The sequence below is a fragment of the Burkholderia sp. MR1-5-21 genome, assembly GCF_053427715.1.
The window spans coordinates 314,304-334,499 of the sequence record NZ_JBSAXD010000001.1 but is presented as its reverse complement, the minus strand read 5'-3'; the positions used below and the strand labels follow the sequence as shown (position 1 = coordinate 334,499).

Here is a 20,196-nt window from a genome sequence, read left to right as displayed (position 1 = left end):
CGGGCGGGCGCGGTTGCAGCGCCGCCGCGCAGCATCACTCCAACGGAATCACGCAGTTCTGGATTGCCTGGATCAACTCGGTCTGCCGCGTCACGCCCACCTTCGAAAATACCGCACGCAAGTGCGCGCGGGCCGTGTTGTGACGGATCGCCATCGTGTCCGCGGCCTCCTGCAGCGTGCGCCCCTGAACCAGGTGCAGCGCCAGCGACGCTTCGCTGCGGGTCAGGTTGAACATCGCCTGCAGCGTCTCACCCGACATCTGCGGCAGGCAGTCGGGATCCCGCACCAGCACGACGGCCGCCGCGCGCCGCTTGCGGCCCGATTGCTCGTCGACCGGCAGCGGCCGCACGCGCAGCCCCAGCCGCGCGCGTCCCGCGCTGCGGTTCAACGTCATCCCCTGCGCGGTGTTCGGCGCCGCATCGGCCCGGCGGGTCAGCGCCTGCCGGATCAGCGTTTGCAGCTGGCGGTTTTCCGCGGCGCCGTCGCAGGCCAGCTTGCCGTTCGCCACGAGCAGCCCGTCACGTTCGGCCAGCACGCGCGCCGCATCGTCGTTGGTCTTCATCACCCGCGCCTGCTCGTCGAGCAGGATCGCGCCGATGCGCAACTGACTGACCGTCTCGGCGTACAGACGGCGTTCGTTCGTCGTCACCTCGATGGTCGCGCGCAGGCCCACCGCGCGCTTCAGGTGCGGCAGCAGGAACCGGCACAGCGCCGTCTCGTTCTCGCCGAACGGCGGAGCGCCGTGCGGGCGGCAGATCCGCAGCCGGCATTCGTTGTCGGCGTCCGCGTGAATGTCGGCGCCCATCACGTGGAGCACGTCGTACATCCTGTCGAAATAGCGGTATTTCTCGCTGTCGAGCCAGCGGCGCTCGCCGAGCATTTCGTGAACGGTCGTGACCGTGTCGCGCGGCAGGTTGACGAACGCATCGAGTGCATAGAAGCGCTGCAGATACGCGCCGGTGCCGACCGACGTATCCACGAGGCTCGACGTGACGATCAGCCCCTTCAGCGCGTCGGCGGGCGGCCGCAGCACGAGGGTCGCGTAGTTGGCCGCGAGCCGCGTGCGGAGCACGTCAAGCAGGCCTCGCCACGGCACGTCGGATGTCACGCCCTCGTAGACGAGGCCGATCAGGTCGCTCAGTTCGTCGGGCGTCGACACCGCAAGGTCGGTGCCGGCGCACACGGGCATGGCGGTCGCGGTCAAGGCCATCGTCTCCTGTCTCTTATGGGAAACCCTTTCCGGGTTCCGGCGCCATCGCGCGTCGGTGGGGTAACGGCAAGCATCCGTTCGCGCCGGCTGCGGCGAGCGACCATCATAGCCGGTTTGCCCCTGTTCTCCACCGGTTCACCGCGGCAACAAGGTTTCACCGCATCGATGCCGCGCGCCGCGAAATCTAGTCCAAACCGGGGTTGTTTACGTGCGCGCGGTGCGGAAATCGGCGCGATCGCCACGCGCGGGCGGCGTTCTCATCCATCCGGATTATGTTCGGCCGCGGCGCGGTCCCGACAATGGGCCGCACACGACACGATCACGGAGGAGACACATGGAACCGCAACACGCCGCTCCGGCGGCCGCCGACCGGTATGCGCGCGGCTGGCACTGCCTCGGGCTCGCATCCGCGTATCGGGACGGCAAGCCGCACCGGCTCGACATCTTCGGCACGCAACTCGTCGCGTTCGCCGGCGACGACAATGCGATCCGGATACTCGACGCGTGGTGCCCGCACATGGGCGCCGACCTGTCCAAGGGCGAGATCTGCGGCAACGCGATCGCCTGCCCGTTCCATCATTGGCGCTGGGGCGCGGACGGCGCGTGCGAGCACGTGCCTTACGCCACCCGCATTCCCCAGAAGGCGCGTATCCGGTCGTGGCCTACGTGCGAGCAGAACCAGCTGCTGTTCGTGTGGCATGACCACGAAGGCAGCCCGCCGACGGACGACGTCGCGATCCCGCGCATCGACGCGTGCTTTTCCGGCGAATGGACGCCGTGGGCCGTCCGCAAGATGACGATCCGCACGAACTGCCGCGAACTCGTCGACAACCTCGCCGACGTCGCGCATTTCGGTCCCGTGCATGGGTCCCCGGCGAACTACTTCTGCAACACGTTCGTCGGCCATACCGGCTACCAGATGTTTCGCGGCGGGCAGAGCGAACTGCTCGGCAACGGGCTCGTCGCGGACAGCGCGTATTTCGGCCCCGCGTACCACATCACGCGGATGACGGCCGATGTCGACGGCCAGGCCGTGCACAGCATCCTGCTGAACTGCCATGTGCCGATCGACCAGCACAGCTTCGACCTGCGCTACGGCGTGATGATCCGCAAGGATCCGGCGCTGTCCGACGACGAAAACCGCGCGATCGCGGACGCTTACGTCGAGCAGGCGCACCGGTCGTTCTTCCAGGACGTCGAGATCTGGCACAACAAGACGCGCATCGATCACCCCGTGCTGTGCGAAGGCGACGGGCCGATCTATCAGCTGCGCGACTGGTACCGGCAGTTCTATACGGACGTCGCGAACCTGCCTGCCGACCTCGACCGCAAGAAGGTCTTCGAATGGCAAGACGGCGCGTGGCGTACGCTGGCCGACGTGCCGCCGCTCGCGGCCAGCCGGCTTCACGCGATCTGAAGGAGCACGGCAATGTCATTCACGGACAAGGTGGTGCTCGTCACCGGCGCGGGGTCGGGAATGGGGCGCGCGACCGCGCTGCGGTTCGCGAAGCGAGGCGCGACGATCGTCGTCGCCGATCTCGACGGCGCGCGCGCCGACGAGACGCTGGACCTCGCTCGATCCGTCGGCACGGGACTCGCGTCCGGATGCGACGTGGCGGACAGCGGCGCGGTGGCCGCGCTGTTCGACGCGATCGGCCGGCGCTACGGGCGGCTCGACGTGCTGGTCAACAACGCGGGTGCGGGGCAGGTGGCCGGCGACGGCTTCGAGCACGCGCAACAGCGGATCGCGCTGCGCGCGCAGCAACGCGCGAACGGCGAGACGCCGACGGTGTTCTCCGACGCGATCGTCGATCTCACCGACGCAGGCTGGCGCCGGATCGTCGACATCAATCTGCACGGCACGTTCTATTGCTCGCGCGCCGCCGTGCGCCTGATGATCGACACGGGCGTGCGCGGCGCGATCGTCAATATCGCGAGCGTGTCGGCGCTGTCGGGAGAAGGGCCGCCCGCGTACTGCGCGTCGAAGGCCGCGATCCTCGGCCTGACCCGCTGTCTGGCGCGCGACCTCGGCCCGCGCGGGATTCGCGTGAACGCGATCTGCCCGGGCCCGACGCGCACGCCGATGATGCAGTCGATTCCCGACGAATGGGCGCGCGAACTGGAACGCGCGATTCCGCTCGGCAGCATGGCCGAACCGGACGACATCGCGCGTTCGATCCTTTACCTCGCGTCCGACGACGCCCGGCAGATGACCGGGCAGACGCTGTCGGTCAGCGGCGGCATGTACATGATCTAGGACCAGGAGACATCGATGGCAGGACGTTTGCAGCACAAGACCGCGCTGATCAGCGGCGCGGGCACCGGCATCGGCGCGGCGACCGCGCAGCGTTTCGCGGCGGAAGGCGCGCGCGTGATGCTCTGCGGCCGGCGCCGCGAGCCGCTGGAACAGGTCGCGCGCGAGATCGCCGCGGCAGGCGGCGACGCCGCCTGGATCCAGGCCGATGTGACCGACGAGGCGTCGGTCCACCAAGCGGTCGACGCGACGCTGGAGCGCTTCGGCCGCCTCGACGTGATGGTCAACAACGCTGTGAACTACACGTGGGGGCTTGTCGATCAGGTCAGCGCCGACGACTGGCACCGCTGCCTGCGCGGTACCCTCGACGTCGCGTTCTTCGGCACGCGCGCCGCGATGCGCGCGATGAAGCGGCAGGGCGGCGGCGCGATCGTGAACCTCGGCTCGGTCGCGGGGCTGTTCGGCAGCCCCGGGCTGTCGGCGTACGGCGCGGCGAAGGCGGGCGTGCTGAACTTCAGCCGGGCGGTCGCGCTCGAGGGCGCGGCCGACGGCATCCGCGTGAACGTCGTGATTCCGGGCGTGGTCTGGAGCGAGGGCACGCGCGAAGCGCTGCACGACGACGCGACGCGCGCAGGCACCGCGCGCGCGGTGCCGATGGGGCGCATCGGCGAGCCGCGCGAGGTCGCGGACGCGATCCTGTTCCTCGCGTCCGACGAAGCGTCGTACATCACCGGGCAGAGCCTCGTCGTCGACGGCGGCAAGACCTGCCGCCTCGACGTCGGCACGACCGACTACGTGTCCGACACGTCGGCCGAACGGCGCAGCGCAGCGCGCGCGGACTGAGCGGCACACGCATTCGACAGGAGCGATACCCCCATGAACGACATGAACCTGCTCGCGCGGATCGACCGGCTCGAATCGACCGACGCGATCCGGATGCTGCCCGCGAAATACGCGCTCGCGCTCGACATGCGCGATCTCGACGCATGGACGAGCCTCTTTCCGGAAGACGTCGTGGTCGGCAAGGACCAGGTCGGGCGCGCCCACCTGAAGCGCTGGATCGACGACACGCTGCGCAACCAGTTCACGGTCACGTCGCATCACATCGGCGGACACATCATCGAGTTTTCGGATGCCGACCATGCGAGCGGCGTCGTCTACTCGAAGAACGAGCACGAGACCGGACCCGAATGGGTCGTCATGCAGATGCTGTACTGGGACGACTACGAGCGGATCGACGGGCGCTGGTATTTCCGGCGCCGCTATCCGTGCTACCTGTATGCATCGGACCTGAACCGGCCGCCGATCGGCGAGCGCAAGATGCGCTGGCCGGGCCGCGAGCCGTATGACGGCTCGTGGCATGCGCTGTGGCCGTCGTGGAAGGCGTTCTGGAACGACAAACCGACCGACGGGCTACCCGACGTCGCGCCGCCCGCGCCGCTCGACGCGTTCCTGGCGACGATGCGCCGGGGTTCGGGGTTCCCGACGATCCGCACGCGCTGACGTCCGTACGGAGTCCAGACCATGACCACGCCGCTTTTTGAACCCGCCCGCATCGGCGCACTCGCCATGTCGAACCGGATCGTGATGGCGCCGATGACGCGCAGCCGCGCAGACAAGCACGACGCGCCGGGCGACCTGCACGTCGCGTACTACGCGCAGCGCGCCAGCGCCGGCCTGATCGTCGCCGAAGGCACCTATCCGCACGCCGACGGCAAGGGCTACTGCCGCACGCCCGGCATCGCGACGCCGCGCCAGATCGACGCGTGGCGGCGCGTGACGGACGCCGTGCACCGTGCGCACGGCCGCATCGTGCTGCAACTGATGCATGTCGGACGCGTCGCGTCTCGCTACAACAAGCCGCCGGACGCCGATACCGTCGCGCCGTCCGCGGTCCGCGCGAACGGCACGATCCATGCGGACGGGCACGGACCGGTGCCGATGGAGATGCCGCGCGCGCTTACCCGTGCGGAGATTCCGGGCGTGATCGACGGTTTCCGGCAGGCGGCCGTCAACGGGATCGCCGCCGGCTTCGACGGCGTCGAGCTGCATGCGAGCAGCGGCTATCTGCCGATGCAGTTTCTGCTCGCGTGCTCGAATCACCGCAGCGACGACTACGGCGGTACGCTTGCGCGGCGCATCCGCTTCACGGTCGAAGCGCTCGAGGCCATCGCCGGCGCGATCGGCGCGAACCGCACCGGGCTGCGGATCTGCCCCGGCAATCCGTACAACGACATGCACGACGACGATCCCGCGCTCACCTACGGCGCGCTGCTCGACGCCGTGTCACCGCTCGGGCTCGCGTATCTGCACGTGAGCCGTTCCCCTGACCCGCGGCTCGACGCGTTCGCGCTCACACGCCGCCATTTTCGCGGCACGCTGATCGCGAACGACGGCTTCGACGCGCGCAGCGCAGCCGAAGCGCTCGCGACCGGCCAGGCTGACGCCGTGTCGTTCGCGCGGCACTTCATCGCGAACCCGGACCTCGTCGCGCGCTTGCAGCACGGCACGCCGCTCGCGGCATTCGACCGCGCGACGCTGTATACGCCCGGCGCACGCGGCTATACGGACTATCCGGCGCACGACGCGCGCATCCCTTCCTTGAAACGGAGTCTCGTCCCGTGACCTCATCGCTTCCGACACCGTCGACCATTCCCGCGATGCTGGCCGAATCCGCGCGCCGCTACGCGGACAGCCCCGCCATCGTGGATGACGGTATCACCCTCAGCTACGCGGCGCTTCACCATGAAGCACGGCGCGCCGCGCGGGCGCTGATCGCGCTCGACGTGCAGCCGGGCGAGCGTGTCGCGATCTGGGCGCCGAACCTGCACGAGTGGATCGTCGCGGCGCTCGGCATCCACCTCGCGGGCGCCGCGCTCGTGCCGCTCAACACGCGGCTGAAAGGCGCCGAAGCCGCGGACATTCTGGCCCGCAGCCGCGCACGCGTGCTGTTCTCGATCGGCGAGTTTCTCGGCGTCCGCTATCCGGACCTGCTCGCCGAGCATGCGATCCCGTCGCTGCGCCACACGATCGTGCTGCGCGACGCGCAAGCCGGCGCGGCGGGCTGGGACGCGTTCATCGCGCGCGCCGGCGACACGCCCGAAGCGGCGCTCGACGCGCGAATCGCGGCAATTGCGCCGCACACGCCGTCGGATGTGCTGTTCACGTCCGGCACGACGGGACGCCCGAAGGGCGTCGTCACCGCGCACGGGCAAAATCTCGCCGCGTTCGGCCAGTGGTCGGCGATCGTCGGGCTGCAGGCGGGCGACCGCTACCTGATCGTGAACCCGTTCTTCCACGCGTTCGGCTACAAGGCCGGTTGGCTCGCCGCGCTGATCCGCGGCGCGACGATCCTGCCGCAGGCGACGTTCGATGCGGATACCGTGCTGCGACGCATCGCCGACGCGCGCGTGAGCTTCCTGCCGGGCTCGCCGACGCTGTACCTGAGCCTGCTCGCACACCCGGATCTCGACCGTTTCGACCGCTCGTCGCTGCGGGTGGCCGTGACCGGCGCGGCGAACGTCGCGCCCGACCTGATCGCACGGATGCGCGACCGGCTCGGCTTCGCGTCGGTGCTGACCGCGTACGGGCTGACCGAGTGCTGCGGGCTCGCGACGGTCTGCCGCACCGGCGACGACGAACGCATTGCCGCGACGACCTGCGGCCGTCCGCTGCCGGGCGTCGCGGTGCGCTGCGTCGACGCGCACGGCGCCGACGTGCCGCAGGGCACGCCCGGCGAGATCCTGATCCGCGGCTTCAACGTGATGCAGGGCTACCTCGACGACGACGCGGCGACCCGCGACACGATCGACCCGGACGGCTGGCTGCATACGGGCGACGTCGGCGTGCTGGACGAACGCGGCTACCTGCGCATCACCGACCGCCTGAAGGACATGTACATCGTCGGCGGCTTCAACTGCTATCCGGCGGAGATCGAGAACGTGCTCGCCGCGCATCCCGGCATCGCGCAGGCCGCCGTGGTCGGCATGCCCGACGCGCGGCTCGGCGAAGCGGGCAAGGCGTTCGTCGTGCCGCGCGCGGGCGCGTCACTCGACGAAGCGTCGCTGACCGGCTGGTGCCGCGTGCGGATGGCGAACTACAAGGTGCCGCGCCGCTTCGTGTTCGTCGACGCGCTGCCGCTCAATGCGTCCGGCAAGGTGATGAAACGGCTGCTGCAGGAAGCCGCGACGCAGGACGGCGATTGAACGATCATTACCCGCAACGAACCATCATCAAAAGGAGACAGCACATGACGACTGACACCTCTTCCTCGCCCGGCGACACCGATCGCGGCATATTCCGCGTCGCACTCGACACGCCGTCGACGGGCGTCGTCGTGACCGGCGGCGCATCGGGGATCGGCAAGGCATCCGCCGAGGCGCTCGCGTCGATCGGCCGCCCGGTCGCGATCTGGGACATCCAGGCGGACGCCGCGCGCGCCGCGGCCGCGGAATTGGCCGAACGCTATCGCGTGCCGGCCGTCGGCATCGGCGTCGACCTGCGCGACGGCGGCCGGCTGAACGATGCGCTGGCCGCGACCCGCGCGGCGCTGCCGGCCGTCGGCGGCCTCGTGCATGCGGCGGGCGTCGTCGACCAGAGCGGCATCGACGCGCTGACCGAGGCGCGCTGGGACGCCGTGCTCGACGTCAACCTGCGCGCGCTCGCGCTGCTCGTGCACGCGATGCTGCCGGACCTGCGCGCGCATCCCGGATCGGCGGTCGTCGCGATCGCGTCGATCAACGCGACGCTCGGCAACGGGCTGATTCCGGCGTACACCGCGTCGAAGGGCGGGGTGCTCGCGCTCGTCCGGTCGCTCGCCGACAGCCTCGGCAACGACGGCATCCGCGTCAATGCGATCTCGCCGGGCCAGATCCTGACGCCGATGATCCAGGGCGTCGTCGACGCCTTGCCCGCCGGAACGTTCGAGCGGCGCATCATGCTCGGCCGTCTCGGCGATCCGGCGGAAATCGGCCGCGCGGTCCGGTTCCTGATGTCGAGCGAGGCGAGCTACGTGACCGGCGCGGAGCTCGTCGTCGACGGCGGCAATATCCCGTCGCAGCGCTTCTGAGCACATCGCTTCCGTCAACCAAAGAAAACGCGGGGCGCAATCAACTGAACTGCGCCCCGCGTTTCTTTATCCGGATGCCGGCGTTGCCGGCACCGCCTGCGACGTCAGGCCCGACTTCAGACTGTCACGCCGCGCGCGCGCGCCATCGTCAGTGCCGCATCCTCGATCATGTCCTCCTGCCCGCCGACGAGCCGCTGCCGGCCGAGCTCGACGAGGATGTCACGGGCGGGGATTTTGTACTTCGCCTCCGCGCGCTTCGCGAACAGCAGGAACGACGAATAGACGCCCGCAAAGCCGAGCGTTAGTGCATCGCGGTCGATGCGGATCGGCGCGTCCATGATCGGCACGACGAGATCCTCGGCCACGTCGGAAATCGCGAACACGTCGACGCCGGTCTCGATGCCCATCCGGTCGCATACGGCGACGAACACCTCCATCGGCGTGTTGCCCGCGCCCGCGCCGAGGCCGGCCGCCGCCGCGTCGATCCGGTTCGCGCCGGCCGCGATCGCCGCGATCGAGTTCGCGACGCCCATCGCCAGGTTGTGGTGGCCGTGGAACCCGAGCTCCGTCTCCGGCTTCAGCGCGTCGCGCACCTGGCCGATCCGCGCGGTCACGTCGTCGGGCAGCATGTGGCCGGCCGAATCGGTGATGTAGATGCAGTTCGCGCCATACGACTCCATCAGTTTCGCCTGCGTGACGAGCTGCTCGGGCGCCGACATGTGCGCCATCATCAGGAAGCCGACCGTATCGAGCCCGAGCGTGCGCGCGAGGCCGATATGCTGCTCCGACACGTCGGCCTCGGTGCAGTGGGTCGCGACGCGGATCGTGCTCACGCCGAGCGCGTGCGCCATCCGCAGATGCTCGACGGTGCCGATGCCGGGCAGCAGCAGTGCCGACACCTTCGCCTGCTTCAGCTCGGGAATCACGGCGCTCAGGTACGCCTCGTCGGTATGCGCCGGAAAGCCGTAGTTGACGGACGCGCCGCCGAGCCCGTCGCCGTGCGTGACCTCGATCAGCGGCACGCCGGCCGCGTCGAGCCCGCGCGCGATGCCGCGCATCTGGTCGAGCGAGATCTGGTGGCGCTTCGGGTGCATCCCGTCGCGCAACGACATGTCGTGGACGGTGATTTTCTTGCCTGCAAGTGACATCGCGTGACTCCTCATGCGGTGGCGGCCGTGTCGGCCAGCATCTGTTCGGCGAAGCGCTCGGCGGTCGCGGCTGCGGCGGCGGTCATGATGTCGAGGTTGCCCGCGTATTTCGGCAGGTAGTCGCCGAGCCCCTCGACCTCCATGAACACCGACACGCGGTTGCCGTCGAACACCGGGCCGTTCTTCAGCGTATAGCCGGGCACGTAGCGCTGGACTTCCTTGACCATCGCGTGCACGGACGCGGTGATCGCGTCGACGTCGGGCGGGCCGTCGGTCAGGCAGTGGATCGTGTCGCGCATGATCAGCGGCGGCTCGGCCGGGTTGATCACGATGATCGCCTTGCCCTTGCGGGCGCCGCCGACCTGTTCGATCGCGCCGGACGTCGTGCGCGTGAACTCGTCGATGTTGCGGCGCGTGCCGGGGCCAACCGAACGCGACGACACCGTCGCGACGATCTCGCCGTACGCGACCGGCTGCACGCGCGAGACCGCGTACACCATCGGGATCGTCGCCTGGCCGCCGCACGTCACCATGTTGACGTTCATCTGCGCGGTGCCGAGATGCGTGTCGAGGTTCACGGGCGGCACGCAGTACGGGCCGATCGCGGCGGGCGTCAGGTCGATCATCCGCACGCCGAGCGCGGTGAGCTTGTCCGAGTTGTCGCGGTGCACGTAGGCGGACGTCGCGTCGAACGCGATCCGGATGTCGTCGGCGGCGACGTGCGGCAGCAGCCCGTCGACACCCTGGTCGGTGGTCTTCAGGCCGAACTCGCGCGCGCGCGCGAGGCCTTCGGACGCCGGATCGACGCCGACCATCCACACCGGTTCGAGCACCGGCGAGCGGCGCAGCTTGTACAGCAGGTCGGTGCCGATGTTGCCGGGCCCGATCAATGCACATTTGATTTTCTTCATGCGGAGGTTCCTTTGGATAACGCGGGTCCTTCAGATTCAGGTTCGGATTCGATGCGGATACGGATTCATGTTCAGACGAAGCGGACGTCGCAGCCGCCAATGCCTTCGATATGCATCGTCAGCGCATCGCCGGCCGCGACCGGGATCAGCTTCGCGAGCGAGCCGGACAGCACGATCTCGCCGGCGAGCAGCGGCACGTCGAATTCGGCGAGCGTGTTCGCGAGCCATGCGACCGCGTCGGCCGGGTGGCCGAGCGCCGCGTCGCCGCGGCCGTGCGCGACCGGCTCGCCGTTCTTCTCGATCGTCATCTCGCACGCGGCGAGATCGAGCGTGCGCGGATCGACGCGCGCGTCGCCGAGCACATAGACGCCGCACGACGCGTTGTCGGCGACGGTGTCCTCGATCCGGATCGCCCAGTCGCGGATCCGCGAATCGACGATCTCGAAGCAGGGCGCGACGGCTGCCGTAGCGGCGATCACGTCGGTGCGGTCGATGCCGGGGCCGCGCAGGTCGCGCGCGAGCAGGAACGCGATCTCGCCTTCGGCGCGCGGCGCGATCAGCGAATCGGCAGGAATCGCAACACCCGCCGCGTAGTGCATGCCGGACAGCAGGATGCCGAAGTCGGGCTGGCGCACGTTCAGCATGTCCTGCACGGCCTGGCTCGTCACGCCGATCTTCTTGCCGACGACCGATTCGCCTTGCGCGACGCGCCGTTCGATGAAGCGCTGCTGGATCCGGTACGCGTCGTCGAGCGTGAGCCGGCGCGGGCGGCCCGACAGCGGCGTGACGGGCGCGCGGGTGCGCCACGCGGCGTACAGCTCGTCGCCGAGCGCCGTATGCAAGCGGGAAGACATGAAAGGGCCCTCGAATGGAAAAGGCCGCCGTCGCGGGCGGCGTTGTGCGCCGGAGCGGGGCCCCGGCGCCATGGTGCGGGTCGTGCGCGTCAGTTGCCCGAGCTGCGGATCGCGTCCGGCGAGAAGTACGCCTCGGTGAACTGCGGGCTGTTGTCGAGCTTCGGCATCGACCCTTCGTTGGTCAGGCGGTCCGCCATATAGGCGCCCGACACGAGGTCGTGATAGAACACGGCGGTCGGGTAGAACGTCTTCGCATCGAACGCGTACAGCGTCGTCGCGACATTGGTGCGCCACAGCTGACCGCGCGCGTCGTAGTTGTCCGCGAGCGGCGTCATCCACGTATCCTCGTCGATATACAACACGCGCTTCGCATACTGGTGGCGATAGCCGCTCTTCAGCGTCGCCTGCAGCACCCACACGCGATGCAGCTCGTAGCGCACGTACGCCGGATTCTCGTGGCCCTTGGTCAGCAGGTCGGCGTACTTCACCGAGCCGTCCATCACCTTGTAGTTGTCGTACGGCACGTAGACCTCGCGCTTGCCGACGATCTTCCAGTCGTAGCGGTCGCCGGGGCCGTTGTACAGGCGGTCGTCGTCCACCGTGCGGAAGCCGCCCGGGCCCTGCGGCTGGTCGTAGCCGTATTCCGGCGCCTGCCGCACGCGGCGCGTGCCGGGGTTGTACATCCACGTGCGCGACGAGTTGTCCGCGCCGGCCTTGTCCCAGTTCGTGAAGCCGACGATCAGCGAGCCACGGTCGGACAGCGGCAGCTCGGTCGCATTGCGGTAGAACGTGCGGTTGTTCAGGTCGCTCTTCACGTCGTACTTGCCGACGTTGCGCGGCGAGTAGATGTCGTAGCGTACCTTGCCCCACGCGATGTTGCCGTCGGAATAGACGACCGCCTGGTCATACGTTGCCTGCTCGGTGCCGATCGCCGACGACATCCGCTGGTTCCACAGCAGCTCGGCGGCTGTCTTCGGGATCGGGTACGGCACCTGCGGCGGCGCATTCGTGAGGCCATTCGCATCGGTCGTCATCGTCGAATCGGGTGCGTACGCACGGATGTCCTTGTACACCGAATCTGTGTAGCGGAAATCGCGATGGCTCGGATAGACGACGATCTTGAAGGTCGCCGGATAGCGCTTGAACATCGCCTTCTGGCCGTCGGTCAGATGCTCCGCGTACTGCGCCATGTTCTCCGCGGTGATCGTGAACAGCGGCTTCTCGCTCGCGAACGGATCGGGGTAGCGGCCGCCGTGCTTGTACTGGACGTCCGGCGGCGTACCGAGCCATTTGCCGGTCCACTCGGGCACGCTGTTGTCCTTGCTCGCGGCGCGCACCGCGCCCATCGGCGTCAGCGTGCTGTCGAGCGACTTCAGGTCGTCCGGCGTGATCTTCGAGAACGATGTCGTCGTGACGACCGCGCACGCGGCGAGCACCGACGCGCGCAGGAGGGGGAGAGCAATTCGCTTCATGACAAATCCTCTTGCTGGAAAATGAGCGGCCGGGCCGCTCAGAAGTGGTAGGTCGCCGTTGCCAGCACGTAGTCGCGATCGGCGAGCGGACGCGTGACGGGGTTCGGCGAGCCGAGGAACTTCGCGTAGACGAGCGACAGCGACAGGTTGCTGAGGCGCGTGAACGTGACGCCCGCGGTCACGCGGTGGTCGCCCTGGCCCGTCAGCGAACCGAGCGCGCCGGCGAGCGGCGACGTGCCCGTCAGGTCGTGCGTGTAGGTCAGCGGCACATCGAGATCCCAGCCGTTGAACACGTTCTTGTAGCTGAGCGTCCACGCCACCTCGAGCGCGAGCGCGTTGCGCGTGTTCGTGAGCGTGGTCGAGCCGTCGACGGCCGAGATGCCGCCCGCGTGCACATACGTGATTTCGCCGATCAGCGACTGCGAATTCGCGAGGAAGCTCGGCCCGATCGAGTAGATGCCGGACAGGTTGACCTGCGTGACGTTCGCGCGCGTCGCCTGCGCGCCGGTCGGTGTGTTGACGAGCACGGCGGCGCCTTGCCGGTACGACGCTTCGCCCGCGACGTTGACGGGGCCGACCTGGGTCGAGAAGCTCACGCCGGTCAGCTTGATGTTGTTGAAGTAGGTCTGCTGGTACTGGAGCACCGGATAGAACGACGTGACGACACTCGGGTTCATGTCGTTGTAGTGCAGGTGATACACGCCGAGCTCGGTGTCGCCGAGCACGCGGAAGCGCGCGCCGATGCCCCACTGGTTGCGGGCGCTCGGCTTCTCGTCGGCACCGCGCGGGATCAGCATCCCGCCCGGGCCGATGATGAACTGCGCGCCGGGGCCCACGACGTCCGAGTAGCTCCAGTAGGTGCCCGGCGCGGTCAGGCGGTTCTCCTTGAATGCGAACTGGTAGTACGCGAGCAGGCTGAAGTTCGGCGTGATCTGCCACTGTGTCGAGATCTGCGGCACCGGCAGCAGGATGTCCTTCACCTCGGCGCCGGCCACGTAGGATTTCGTCGCGTCGGCAGGGCCTTGTGCGCCCGCGATGTTCGGGAAGAACAGGCTTTCGCCCCACGCGACCACCTGGTCGCCGACCTTCACGTTCAGGCTCGTCGCGCCGATCTTGAACGTGTTGTACGCATACGCGGCGAGCAGCGTCGTGTGGCCGCCGGACCAGTAGCGCGCATCGCTCGTGAAGTCGTTGAACTGGCCCGTGTGGTTGACCGTGCCGGGCGCGTCGTTGTAGTTCGGGCGGTGGTACGCCTGGTCGTAGAACGTATCCGCGCGCACGAACACGCCCCAGTCGTCATGCTTCAGGTTCACTTCGCCGAGCAGGCTGACCTGGTTCTCGATCAGCTTGTTCTTCGCGAAGTTGCGGTCGCCGTCGTCGCCGTTGATGTTCGCGGGCGTCAGCAGATTGCCGCTCGGCGCACGCGTGCGCATGCCGAGCCCGTAGCTGAGCTGGAACATGTAGTCCAGCGTCGTGTCGGCGCCGAGCTCGATCGTGCTGCCGGCATGTGCCGTGGGGGCGCATGCGAGCAGCGCGGCGGCCAGCGTCGACAGCGTGGCGGTTGCCCGCTTGTCGGTACGGCGCGAAATCCGTTGATGCATGGTGTCTCCTCTGGGGGTATCGACGACGGTCGACTATGTGTGTTGTCGTGAGTGGCAGAGTAGGGAGATCGCGGTAGCAGGGAATCGTCAAAATGAACTAGAGGACTTCCCTAAGGGCTGCTGACGGTGGCAGCAGCGGGCTGCGCGTCGCACGACCGTTCACCGCGATGTGGCCTGTACTGCGGCCTGTGCCGCGGCGAGGAATGCAGGCCGTTCGCCGCCGCCGTCGAGCCGCAGGTTCGCGCCGGACGTGTAGGCCGCGTCCGGCGACGCGAGGAACAGGCACGCGGACGCGACGTCGTCGGGCGTTGCGAGGCGGCCGGCCGGAATCGTCGCGCAGATCGCGGCGAGCGCATCGGCGTCGCCGTAGTGCCCGTCGGTGGCCGCGTCGGTCTGCACGAGGCTCGGGCTGATCGCGCACACGCGCACGCGTGGCGCCCATTCGACCGCGAGCGAGCTCACCGCGTTGACGAGGCCCGCTTTCGCGGCGCCGTAGGCGGCCGTTCCCGGCGACGGCCGCGACGCGCTGACGCTCGCGATGAACAGCATCACGCCGCCGTCCGGCTGCGGCTGCATGATCGCGTTCACGCGCTGCGCGAGCTGCAGCGGCGCGATCAGGTTCAGGCGCACGATCGATTCGGTGAAGCGCGGCGACGCGTCGGCCGCGAGCGCGAACGGCGAGCCGCCCGCGTTGTTGACGAGCACGTCGAGGCCGCCGGCCGTCGCGCGGATCGTGTCGAGCATCGCATCGACCTGCTCGATGTCGCGCAGGTCGGCCGCGATGAATGCGGCTTCGCGCCCGCCGGCCGCGGGCGGCGCGTCGGGCGCGCTGCGTCCGCAGACGAATACCCGCGCGCCCGCCGCGAGGAAGCGTTCGGCGATGCGCCGCCCGATGCCCTTGGTGCCGCCCGTCACGAGCACCGTCTTGCCGCTGTAGTCGAATCCGTTCATCGGTCTGTCTCCATCTCAGGTGGGGCCGATGATAGGAAGATCCGCGCGCGGCTTCGTAGTCTGAAAGGATGATGCCGGCTGCGGCGGCCGGCGCAATCATCCGGATACGCATCCTGCGACCGACGAAGGAGACAACCAGCCATGACCACCCCAACGACCGTGCCGGGCGGCACCTTCACCGACGTGCCCGGCGGTTTGCGGCTCCACCATTTCGAGGCGGGCGCGGGCCGGCCCGTGGTGTTCATCCACGGCAGCGGCCCCGGCGCGAGCGGCTTCAGCAACTTCAAGCACAACTACCCGGCGTTCGCGGCGGCCGGCCACCGCGCGATCGTGGTCGACCTGCCGGGCTACGGCCAGTCGTCGAAGCCGTCCGACGTCGCGTATACGCTCGATTTCTTCGTCGGTGCGTTGCGCGCGCAGCTCGACGCGCTCGGCATCGGCCCGGCCGTGCTGCTCGGCAACTCGCTCGGGGGCGCGATCGCGCTGAAGTACGCGCTCGACTATCCGGACAGCGTTTCCGGGCTGATCATGATGGCGCCCGGCGGCGTCGAGGACCGCGAAACCTACTTCCGGATGGAAGGGATCCAGCGGATGGTGCAGCTGTTCACCAATCGGCAGATGAATCGCGACACGATGCGCGAGCTGCTGACGCTGCTCGTCCACGACCCGGCGATCGTCACCGACGCGCTCGTCGACGAGCGGATGAGGGTTTGCGTCGAGCAGCCGACCGAGGTGCTGTCGACGATGAGCGTGCCGAACCTGACCGGCGCGCTGGCCGACGTGCGCTGCCCGGTGCTCGGTTTCTGGGGCACGGACGATCGGTTCAATCCCGTCGCCGGCGCGCTGAAGTTCCTCGAACGCTGCCGCGACGCACGCTTCACGCTGATGAACCGGTGCGGCCACTGGGTGATGGTCGAACACGCCGAATATTTCAATCGGGAATGCCTCGATTTTCTTGCGCCCCTCGGTGCGCGGTAACGCGGGCTGCTCAACGGATAACGGATACCAACGGAGACGACATGAAACTCATCGAAGAACTGTTCGACCTGCGCGGCAAGGTTGCCGCCATCACCGGCGCGGCACGCGGGCTCGGTGCGGAAACGGCGCGCACGCTGGCCGCCGCGGGCGCGACGGTCGCGATCCTCGACGTGCTGTCGCAGGAAGCCGAGGCGCTGGTCGAGGAGATCCGCGCGCAAGGCGGCCAGGCCGCGTACTGGTGGCTCGACGTGACGCGCGAAGCGGACGTCGCACGCGTGTTCGGCGAGATCGCGACGCGCTTCGGCCGGCTCGACGTGCTCGTCAACAACGCGGGCATCGACGGCCCGAACAAGCCGACGCACGAATTCACGCTCGAGCAGTGGCAGCGCGTGCAGGACGTGAACGTGAACGGCGTATTCCTGTGCACGCGCGCCGCGATTCCGCTTATCGAGGCGGCGGGCGGCGGGTCGATCGTCAACCTGTCGTCGATGTACGGAATCGTCGCCGGCCCGGACGTGCCCGCGTATCACGCGTCGAAGGCTGCGGTGCGGATGATGGCGAAGGTCGACGCGATGCTGTATGCCGCGAAGAACATCCGCGCGAACTCGGTGCACCCCGGCTACATCCGCACGCCGATGCTCGAGGAAGCGTTCCGGCACATGGGGCAGGACCCGGACGCCGCGTTCGACTACATGCAGACGCACGTGCCGCTCGGCAGGATCGGCAGCCCGCGCGACATCGCGGCCGGCATCCTGTATCTCGTGTCGCCGGCAGGCCGCTACGTGACGGGTGCGGAGCTCGTGATCGACGGCGGCTACACGGCGCGCTGATACGGCGCGGCCACGCAACGGAACAGGAGACACGCAGTTGAAAGTGCTGGTGGCGGTGAAGCGCGTCGTCGACGCGAACGTGAAGGTCGGCGTGAAATCCGATCAGTCGGGTGTCGATATCGCGAACGTGAAGATGTCGATGAACCCGTTCGACGAGATCGCGGTGGAGGAGGCCGTGCGGTTGAAGGAGGCGGGCATCGCGACCGAGGTGGTCGCGGTGTCGGTGGGCGTCGCGCAGGTGCAGGAAACGCTGCGTACGGCGCTCGCGATCGGCGCGGACCGCGCGATTCTTGTCGAAGCGAATGTCGGCGTCGAACCGTTGGGTGTCGCGAAGGTGCTGAAGGCGCTGGTCGACAAGGAGCAGCCTTCGCTGGTGATCCTCGGCAAGCAGGCGATCGACGACGATTCGAACCAGACGGGCCAGATGCTGGCTGCGCTGGCGGGTCTGGCGCAGGCGACGTTTGCGTCGAAGGTGGTCGTGGCGGATGGCAAGGCGACAGTTTCGCGTGAAGTCGACGGCGGCGCGGAAACGCTGTCGCTGACGCTGCCGGCGGTGGTGACCACCGACCTGCGCCTGAACGAGCCGCGCTACGTGACGCTGCCGAACATCATGAAGGCGAAGAAGAAGCCGCTCGAGACCGTGAAGCCGGAAGACCTTGGCGTGGACGTGACGCCGCGCCTGAAGACGCTGAAGGTGGCCGAGCCGCCGAAGCGCGCGGCCGGCGTGAAGGTGCCGGACGTGAAGACGCTGGTCGAGAAGCTGAAGACCGAGGCCAAGGTGCTGTAAAGGAGCGGATAGAGATGACGATTCTGGTTATTGCAGAACACGACAACGCGTCGATCAAGGCAGCGACGCTGAACACGGTGGCGGCTGCGCAGAAGATTGGCGGCGACATTCACGTGCTGGTTGCGGGTCACGACGCGCAGGCGGCTGCGGATGCAGCGGCGAAGATTGCAGGCGTGTCGAAGGTCTTGCTGGCAGACGCGCCGCAACTGGCGGAAGGGCTTGCAGAGAACCTCGAAGCGACGGTGCTGAACATCGCCCGGGACTATTCGCACATCCTGGCGCCGGCGACCGCCTACGGCAAGAACATCGCGCCGCGTATCGCCGCGAAGCTGGACGTTGCGCAGATCTCGGACATCACGGCGGTCGATTCGGCCGACACGTTCGAGCGCCCGATCTATGCAGGCAACGCGATCGCGACGGTGCAATCTTCCGATCCGATCAAGGTGATCACGGTGCGTTCGACGGGCTTCGACCCGGTTGCAGCGGAAGGCGGCAGCGCAGCGGTCGAGAAGATCGAAGCGGCGGCGGATGCCGGCAAGTCGCAGTTCGTGAGTCGTGAAGTGACGAAGCTGGACCGTCCGGAACTGACGTCGGCGAACATCATCGTTTCCGGCGGCCGTGGCCTCGGCAGCGGCGAAAACTACACGAAGGTGCTGGAACCGCTGGCAGACAAGCTTCAGGCTGCACTCGGCGCATCGCGCGCGGCAGTCGACGCAGGCTACGTGCCGAACGACTATCAAGTGGGCCAGACCGGCAAGATCGTCGCACCGCAGCTGTACATCGCGGTCGGCATCTCGGGCGCGATCCAGCACCTGGCCGGCATGAAGGATTCGAATGTGATCGTCGCGATCAACAAGGATCCCGAAGCACCGATCTTCAGCGTTGCAGACTTCGGTCTGGTCGGCGATCTGTTCACGCTGGTGCCCGAAGCCGCGGCCGCGCTCTGATCAACGTCGCGCAGACGCTCCACCGACCCCGCACACGGACCGACACGATGACGCTTTTCGAATTCAACGGGGTGCAACCGCGGGTGCACGCGTCCGCCTATGTGCACCCGAGCGCCGTCGTGATCGGCGACGTGACGATCGGCGCGTGCTGCTACATCGGTCCGCATGCGAGCCTGCGCGGCGATTTCGGTGCGATCGTCGTCGAGGACGGCAGCAACGTGCAGGACGGCTGCACGCTGCACGTCGGCATCGGCGAAACCTGCCGGCTCGGCGTGAACAGTCACGTCGGCCACGGGGCGATCGTGCATGGTGCGACGCTGCTGCCCGACACGATGATCGGGATGAACGCCGTCGTGATGGACGGCGCGACGATCGGCGAAAAGACCATCGTCGCCGCGTGCGCGTTCGTGAAGGCCGGTCTCGACGTGCCGCCCGGCGTGCTGCTCGCCGGCGTGCCGGGGCGGGTGGTGCGCCGGCTGAGCGACGCCGAAATCGAAGCGAAGGCGCACGGTACGCGCATTTATCAGCAGCTCGCGGCGGATTGCCTGCGCACGCTCAGGCGTATTGACGGCTGAACCGGCCGTGCCGCTCGGCGGCACCAGATTCATCCGTCACCTATCTGCCCGGACCGTCCTGTCGTTCGCAGCTCAGTACCAGCACGTCGCCGGATTTTGCCCCGGCGCTGAGCGCTGCGGTATGGAATTCGGTGTTGCTGCACCGCCATTCGGCCAGAAAACCGCGACGGCAACTCGCTGCGCCGGCGCCGAAGGTGCGGTTCAGGATGTAGTCACAGGTCAGGCGGCCGTCGCACCGGCGCGCAAGGTCATGCGTTGCGTTGCCGCGCCGTGCGCCACAGTTTTGACCATACGTGCCCGACACGATGTCGATCGTTCGTGCGTCTGCGTCCAATGCCGTCTTCTGAGACGCACCCGCGGGAGGCGCGGTGCTCTGCGCCGACGCAGCGAGACCGATGCAAGCCCATGCTGCGAGCAAAGCCGACCGGATCATCTTCATGATGCGTGTCCTCCGCTACGGTCGCGTGCGTTGGCATTCCGCACCGCAGGCACCGGAATCCATCCCTTTCATAATGCTTGGAGAATGGCTTGCGGTGCGTCGTTCCACGCCGCATGGCCCTACGACATCACGGCAGGCGGCGCATCGATCAGACAAAACGGAACATCGAGG

At 68.1% G+C, this 20,196-nt stretch carries 20 protein-coding genes; 12 read left to right on the top strand and 8 right to left on the bottom strand.

The window, feature by feature from the left end; all coding sequences use genetic code 11:
* Positions 1-34: 34 nt before the first annotated feature.
* Positions 35-1,204 (bottom strand): helix-turn-helix transcriptional regulator, encoded by a 1,170-nt coding sequence (locus ACV229_RS01390; RefSeq protein ID WP_448081320.1) that lies wholly within the window; start codon positions 1,202-1,204, stop codon positions 35-37.
* Positions 1,205-1,544: 340 nt separating this feature from the next.
* On the opposite strand from ACV229_RS01390, the gene ACV229_RS01385 reads away from it, so the two are divergent.
* The 7 genes from ACV229_RS01385 to ACV229_RS01355 are packed head-to-tail and all read left to right on the top strand — an operon-like array spanning position 1,545 to position 8,532.
* On the top strand, positions 1,545-2,627 hold the full coding sequence (locus ACV229_RS01385) for a Rieske 2Fe-2S domain-containing protein (RefSeq protein WP_448081319.1): 1,083 nt from the start codon (positions 1,545-1,547) through the stop codon (positions 2,625-2,627).
* Positions 2,628-2,639: 12 nt separating this feature from the next.
* On the top strand, positions 2,640-3,467 hold the full coding sequence (locus ACV229_RS01380; protein ID WP_448081318.1) for an SDR family NAD(P)-dependent oxidoreductase: 828 nt from the start codon (positions 2,640-2,642) through the stop codon (positions 3,465-3,467).
* A 15-nt stretch (positions 3,468-3,482) separates the two neighbouring features.
* Positions 3,483-4,307 (top strand): SDR family NAD(P)-dependent oxidoreductase, encoded by an 825-nt coding sequence (locus ACV229_RS01375; RefSeq protein ID WP_448081317.1) that lies wholly within the window; start codon positions 3,483-3,485, stop codon positions 4,305-4,307.
* Between the two features lie 33 nt (positions 4,308-4,340).
* Positions 4,341-4,967 (top strand): nuclear transport factor 2 family protein, encoded by a 627-nt coding sequence (locus tag ACV229_RS01370; protein WP_448081316.1) that lies wholly within the window; start codon positions 4,341-4,343, stop codon positions 4,965-4,967.
* 21 nt (positions 4,968-4,988) lie between these two features.
* Positions 4,989-6,089 (top strand): alkene reductase, encoded by a 1,101-nt coding sequence (locus tag ACV229_RS01365; protein ID WP_448081315.1) that lies wholly within the window; start codon positions 4,989-4,991, stop codon positions 6,087-6,089.
* Between the two features lie 35 nt (positions 6,090-6,124).
* Positions 6,125-7,669: a FadD3 family acyl-CoA ligase gene (locus tag ACV229_RS01360; RefSeq protein WP_448081558.1), complete on the top strand. Its 1,545-nt coding sequence runs from the start codon at positions 6,125-6,127 to the stop codon at positions 7,667-7,669.
* Between the two features lie 44 nt (positions 7,670-7,713).
* Positions 7,714-8,532 (top strand): SDR family NAD(P)-dependent oxidoreductase, encoded by an 819-nt coding sequence (locus tag ACV229_RS01355; protein WP_448081314.1) that lies wholly within the window; start codon positions 7,714-7,716, stop codon positions 8,530-8,532.
* A gap of 116 nt (positions 8,533-8,648) precedes the next feature.
* Here the strand turns inward: ACV229_RS01355 and dmpG are convergent, their stop codons facing one another.
* From dmpG to ACV229_RS01325, 6 genes are all read right to left on the bottom strand, one after another.
* Positions 8,649-9,680 carry a 4-hydroxy-2-oxovalerate aldolase gene (gene dmpG / locus ACV229_RS01350; RefSeq protein ID WP_448081313.1) on the bottom strand — a complete coding sequence of 344 codons (1,032 nt, stop codon included), beginning with the start codon at positions 9,678-9,680 and terminating at the stop codon, positions 8,649-8,651.
* Positions 9,681-9,691: 11 nt separating this feature from the next.
* A complete protein-coding gene (locus ACV229_RS01345; RefSeq protein WP_448081312.1) occupies positions 9,692-10,591 on the bottom strand; it encodes an acetaldehyde dehydrogenase (acetylating) in 900 nt (299 codons plus the stop codon).
* A 71-nt stretch (positions 10,592-10,662) separates the two neighbouring features.
* A complete protein-coding gene (dmpE, locus tag ACV229_RS01340; RefSeq protein ID WP_448081311.1) occupies positions 10,663-11,445 on the bottom strand; it encodes a 2-oxopent-4-enoate hydratase in 783 nt (260 codons plus the stop codon).
* 89 nt (positions 11,446-11,534) lie between these two features.
* On the bottom strand, positions 11,535-12,917 hold the full coding sequence (locus ACV229_RS01335) for a DUF1329 domain-containing protein (RefSeq protein ID WP_448081310.1): 1,383 nt from the start codon (positions 12,915-12,917) through the stop codon (positions 11,535-11,537).
* A 38-nt stretch (positions 12,918-12,955) separates the two neighbouring features.
* Positions 12,956-14,518: a DUF1302 domain-containing protein gene (locus tag ACV229_RS01330; RefSeq protein ID WP_448081309.1), complete on the bottom strand. Its 1,563-nt coding sequence runs from the start codon at positions 14,516-14,518 to the stop codon at positions 12,956-12,958.
* A 159-nt stretch (positions 14,519-14,677) separates the two neighbouring features.
* Entirely contained in the window at positions 14,678-15,469 is a 792-nt protein-coding gene (locus tag ACV229_RS01325) for an SDR family oxidoreductase (protein ID WP_448081308.1), read from the bottom strand.
* A gap of 141 nt (positions 15,470-15,610) precedes the next feature.
* Between ACV229_RS01325 and ACV229_RS01320 the strand changes: the two genes are divergently transcribed.
* The 5 genes from ACV229_RS01320 to ACV229_RS01300 are packed head-to-tail and all read left to right on the top strand — an operon-like array spanning position 15,611 to position 19,586.
* Positions 15,611-16,447: an alpha/beta fold hydrolase gene (locus tag ACV229_RS01320; protein ID WP_448081307.1), complete on the top strand. Its 837-nt coding sequence runs from the start codon at positions 15,611-15,613 to the stop codon at positions 16,445-16,447.
* A gap of 41 nt (positions 16,448-16,488) precedes the next feature.
* Complete coding sequence (locus ACV229_RS01315) at positions 16,489-17,277, top strand: SDR family NAD(P)-dependent oxidoreductase (RefSeq protein ID WP_448081306.1); 789 nt, start codon at positions 16,489-16,491, stop codon at positions 17,275-17,277.
* Positions 17,278-17,314: 37 nt separating this feature from the next.
* Positions 17,315-18,064: an electron transfer flavoprotein subunit beta/FixA family protein gene (locus tag ACV229_RS01310; RefSeq protein ID WP_448081305.1), complete on the top strand. Its 750-nt coding sequence runs from the start codon at positions 17,315-17,317 to the stop codon at positions 18,062-18,064.
* A gap of 14 nt (positions 18,065-18,078) precedes the next feature.
* Positions 18,079-19,011, top strand: coding sequence for an electron transfer flavoprotein subunit alpha/FixB family protein (locus ACV229_RS01305; RefSeq protein ID WP_448081304.1), 933 nt, complete (start codon positions 18,079-18,081; stop codon positions 19,009-19,011).
* 47 nt (positions 19,012-19,058) lie between these two features.
* Positions 19,059-19,586 carry an acyltransferase gene (locus ACV229_RS01300; RefSeq protein WP_448081303.1) on the top strand — a complete coding sequence of 176 codons (528 nt, stop codon included), beginning with the start codon at positions 19,059-19,061 and terminating at the stop codon, positions 19,584-19,586.
* Positions 19,587-19,626: 40 nt separating this feature from the next.
* Here ACV229_RS01300 and ACV229_RS01295 read toward each other — a convergent pair whose 3' ends face one another.
* A complete protein-coding gene (locus tag ACV229_RS01295) occupies positions 19,627-20,025 on the bottom strand; it encodes a hypothetical protein (RefSeq protein WP_448081302.1) in 399 nt (132 codons plus the stop codon).
* Positions 20,026-20,196 lie beyond the last annotated feature (171 nt).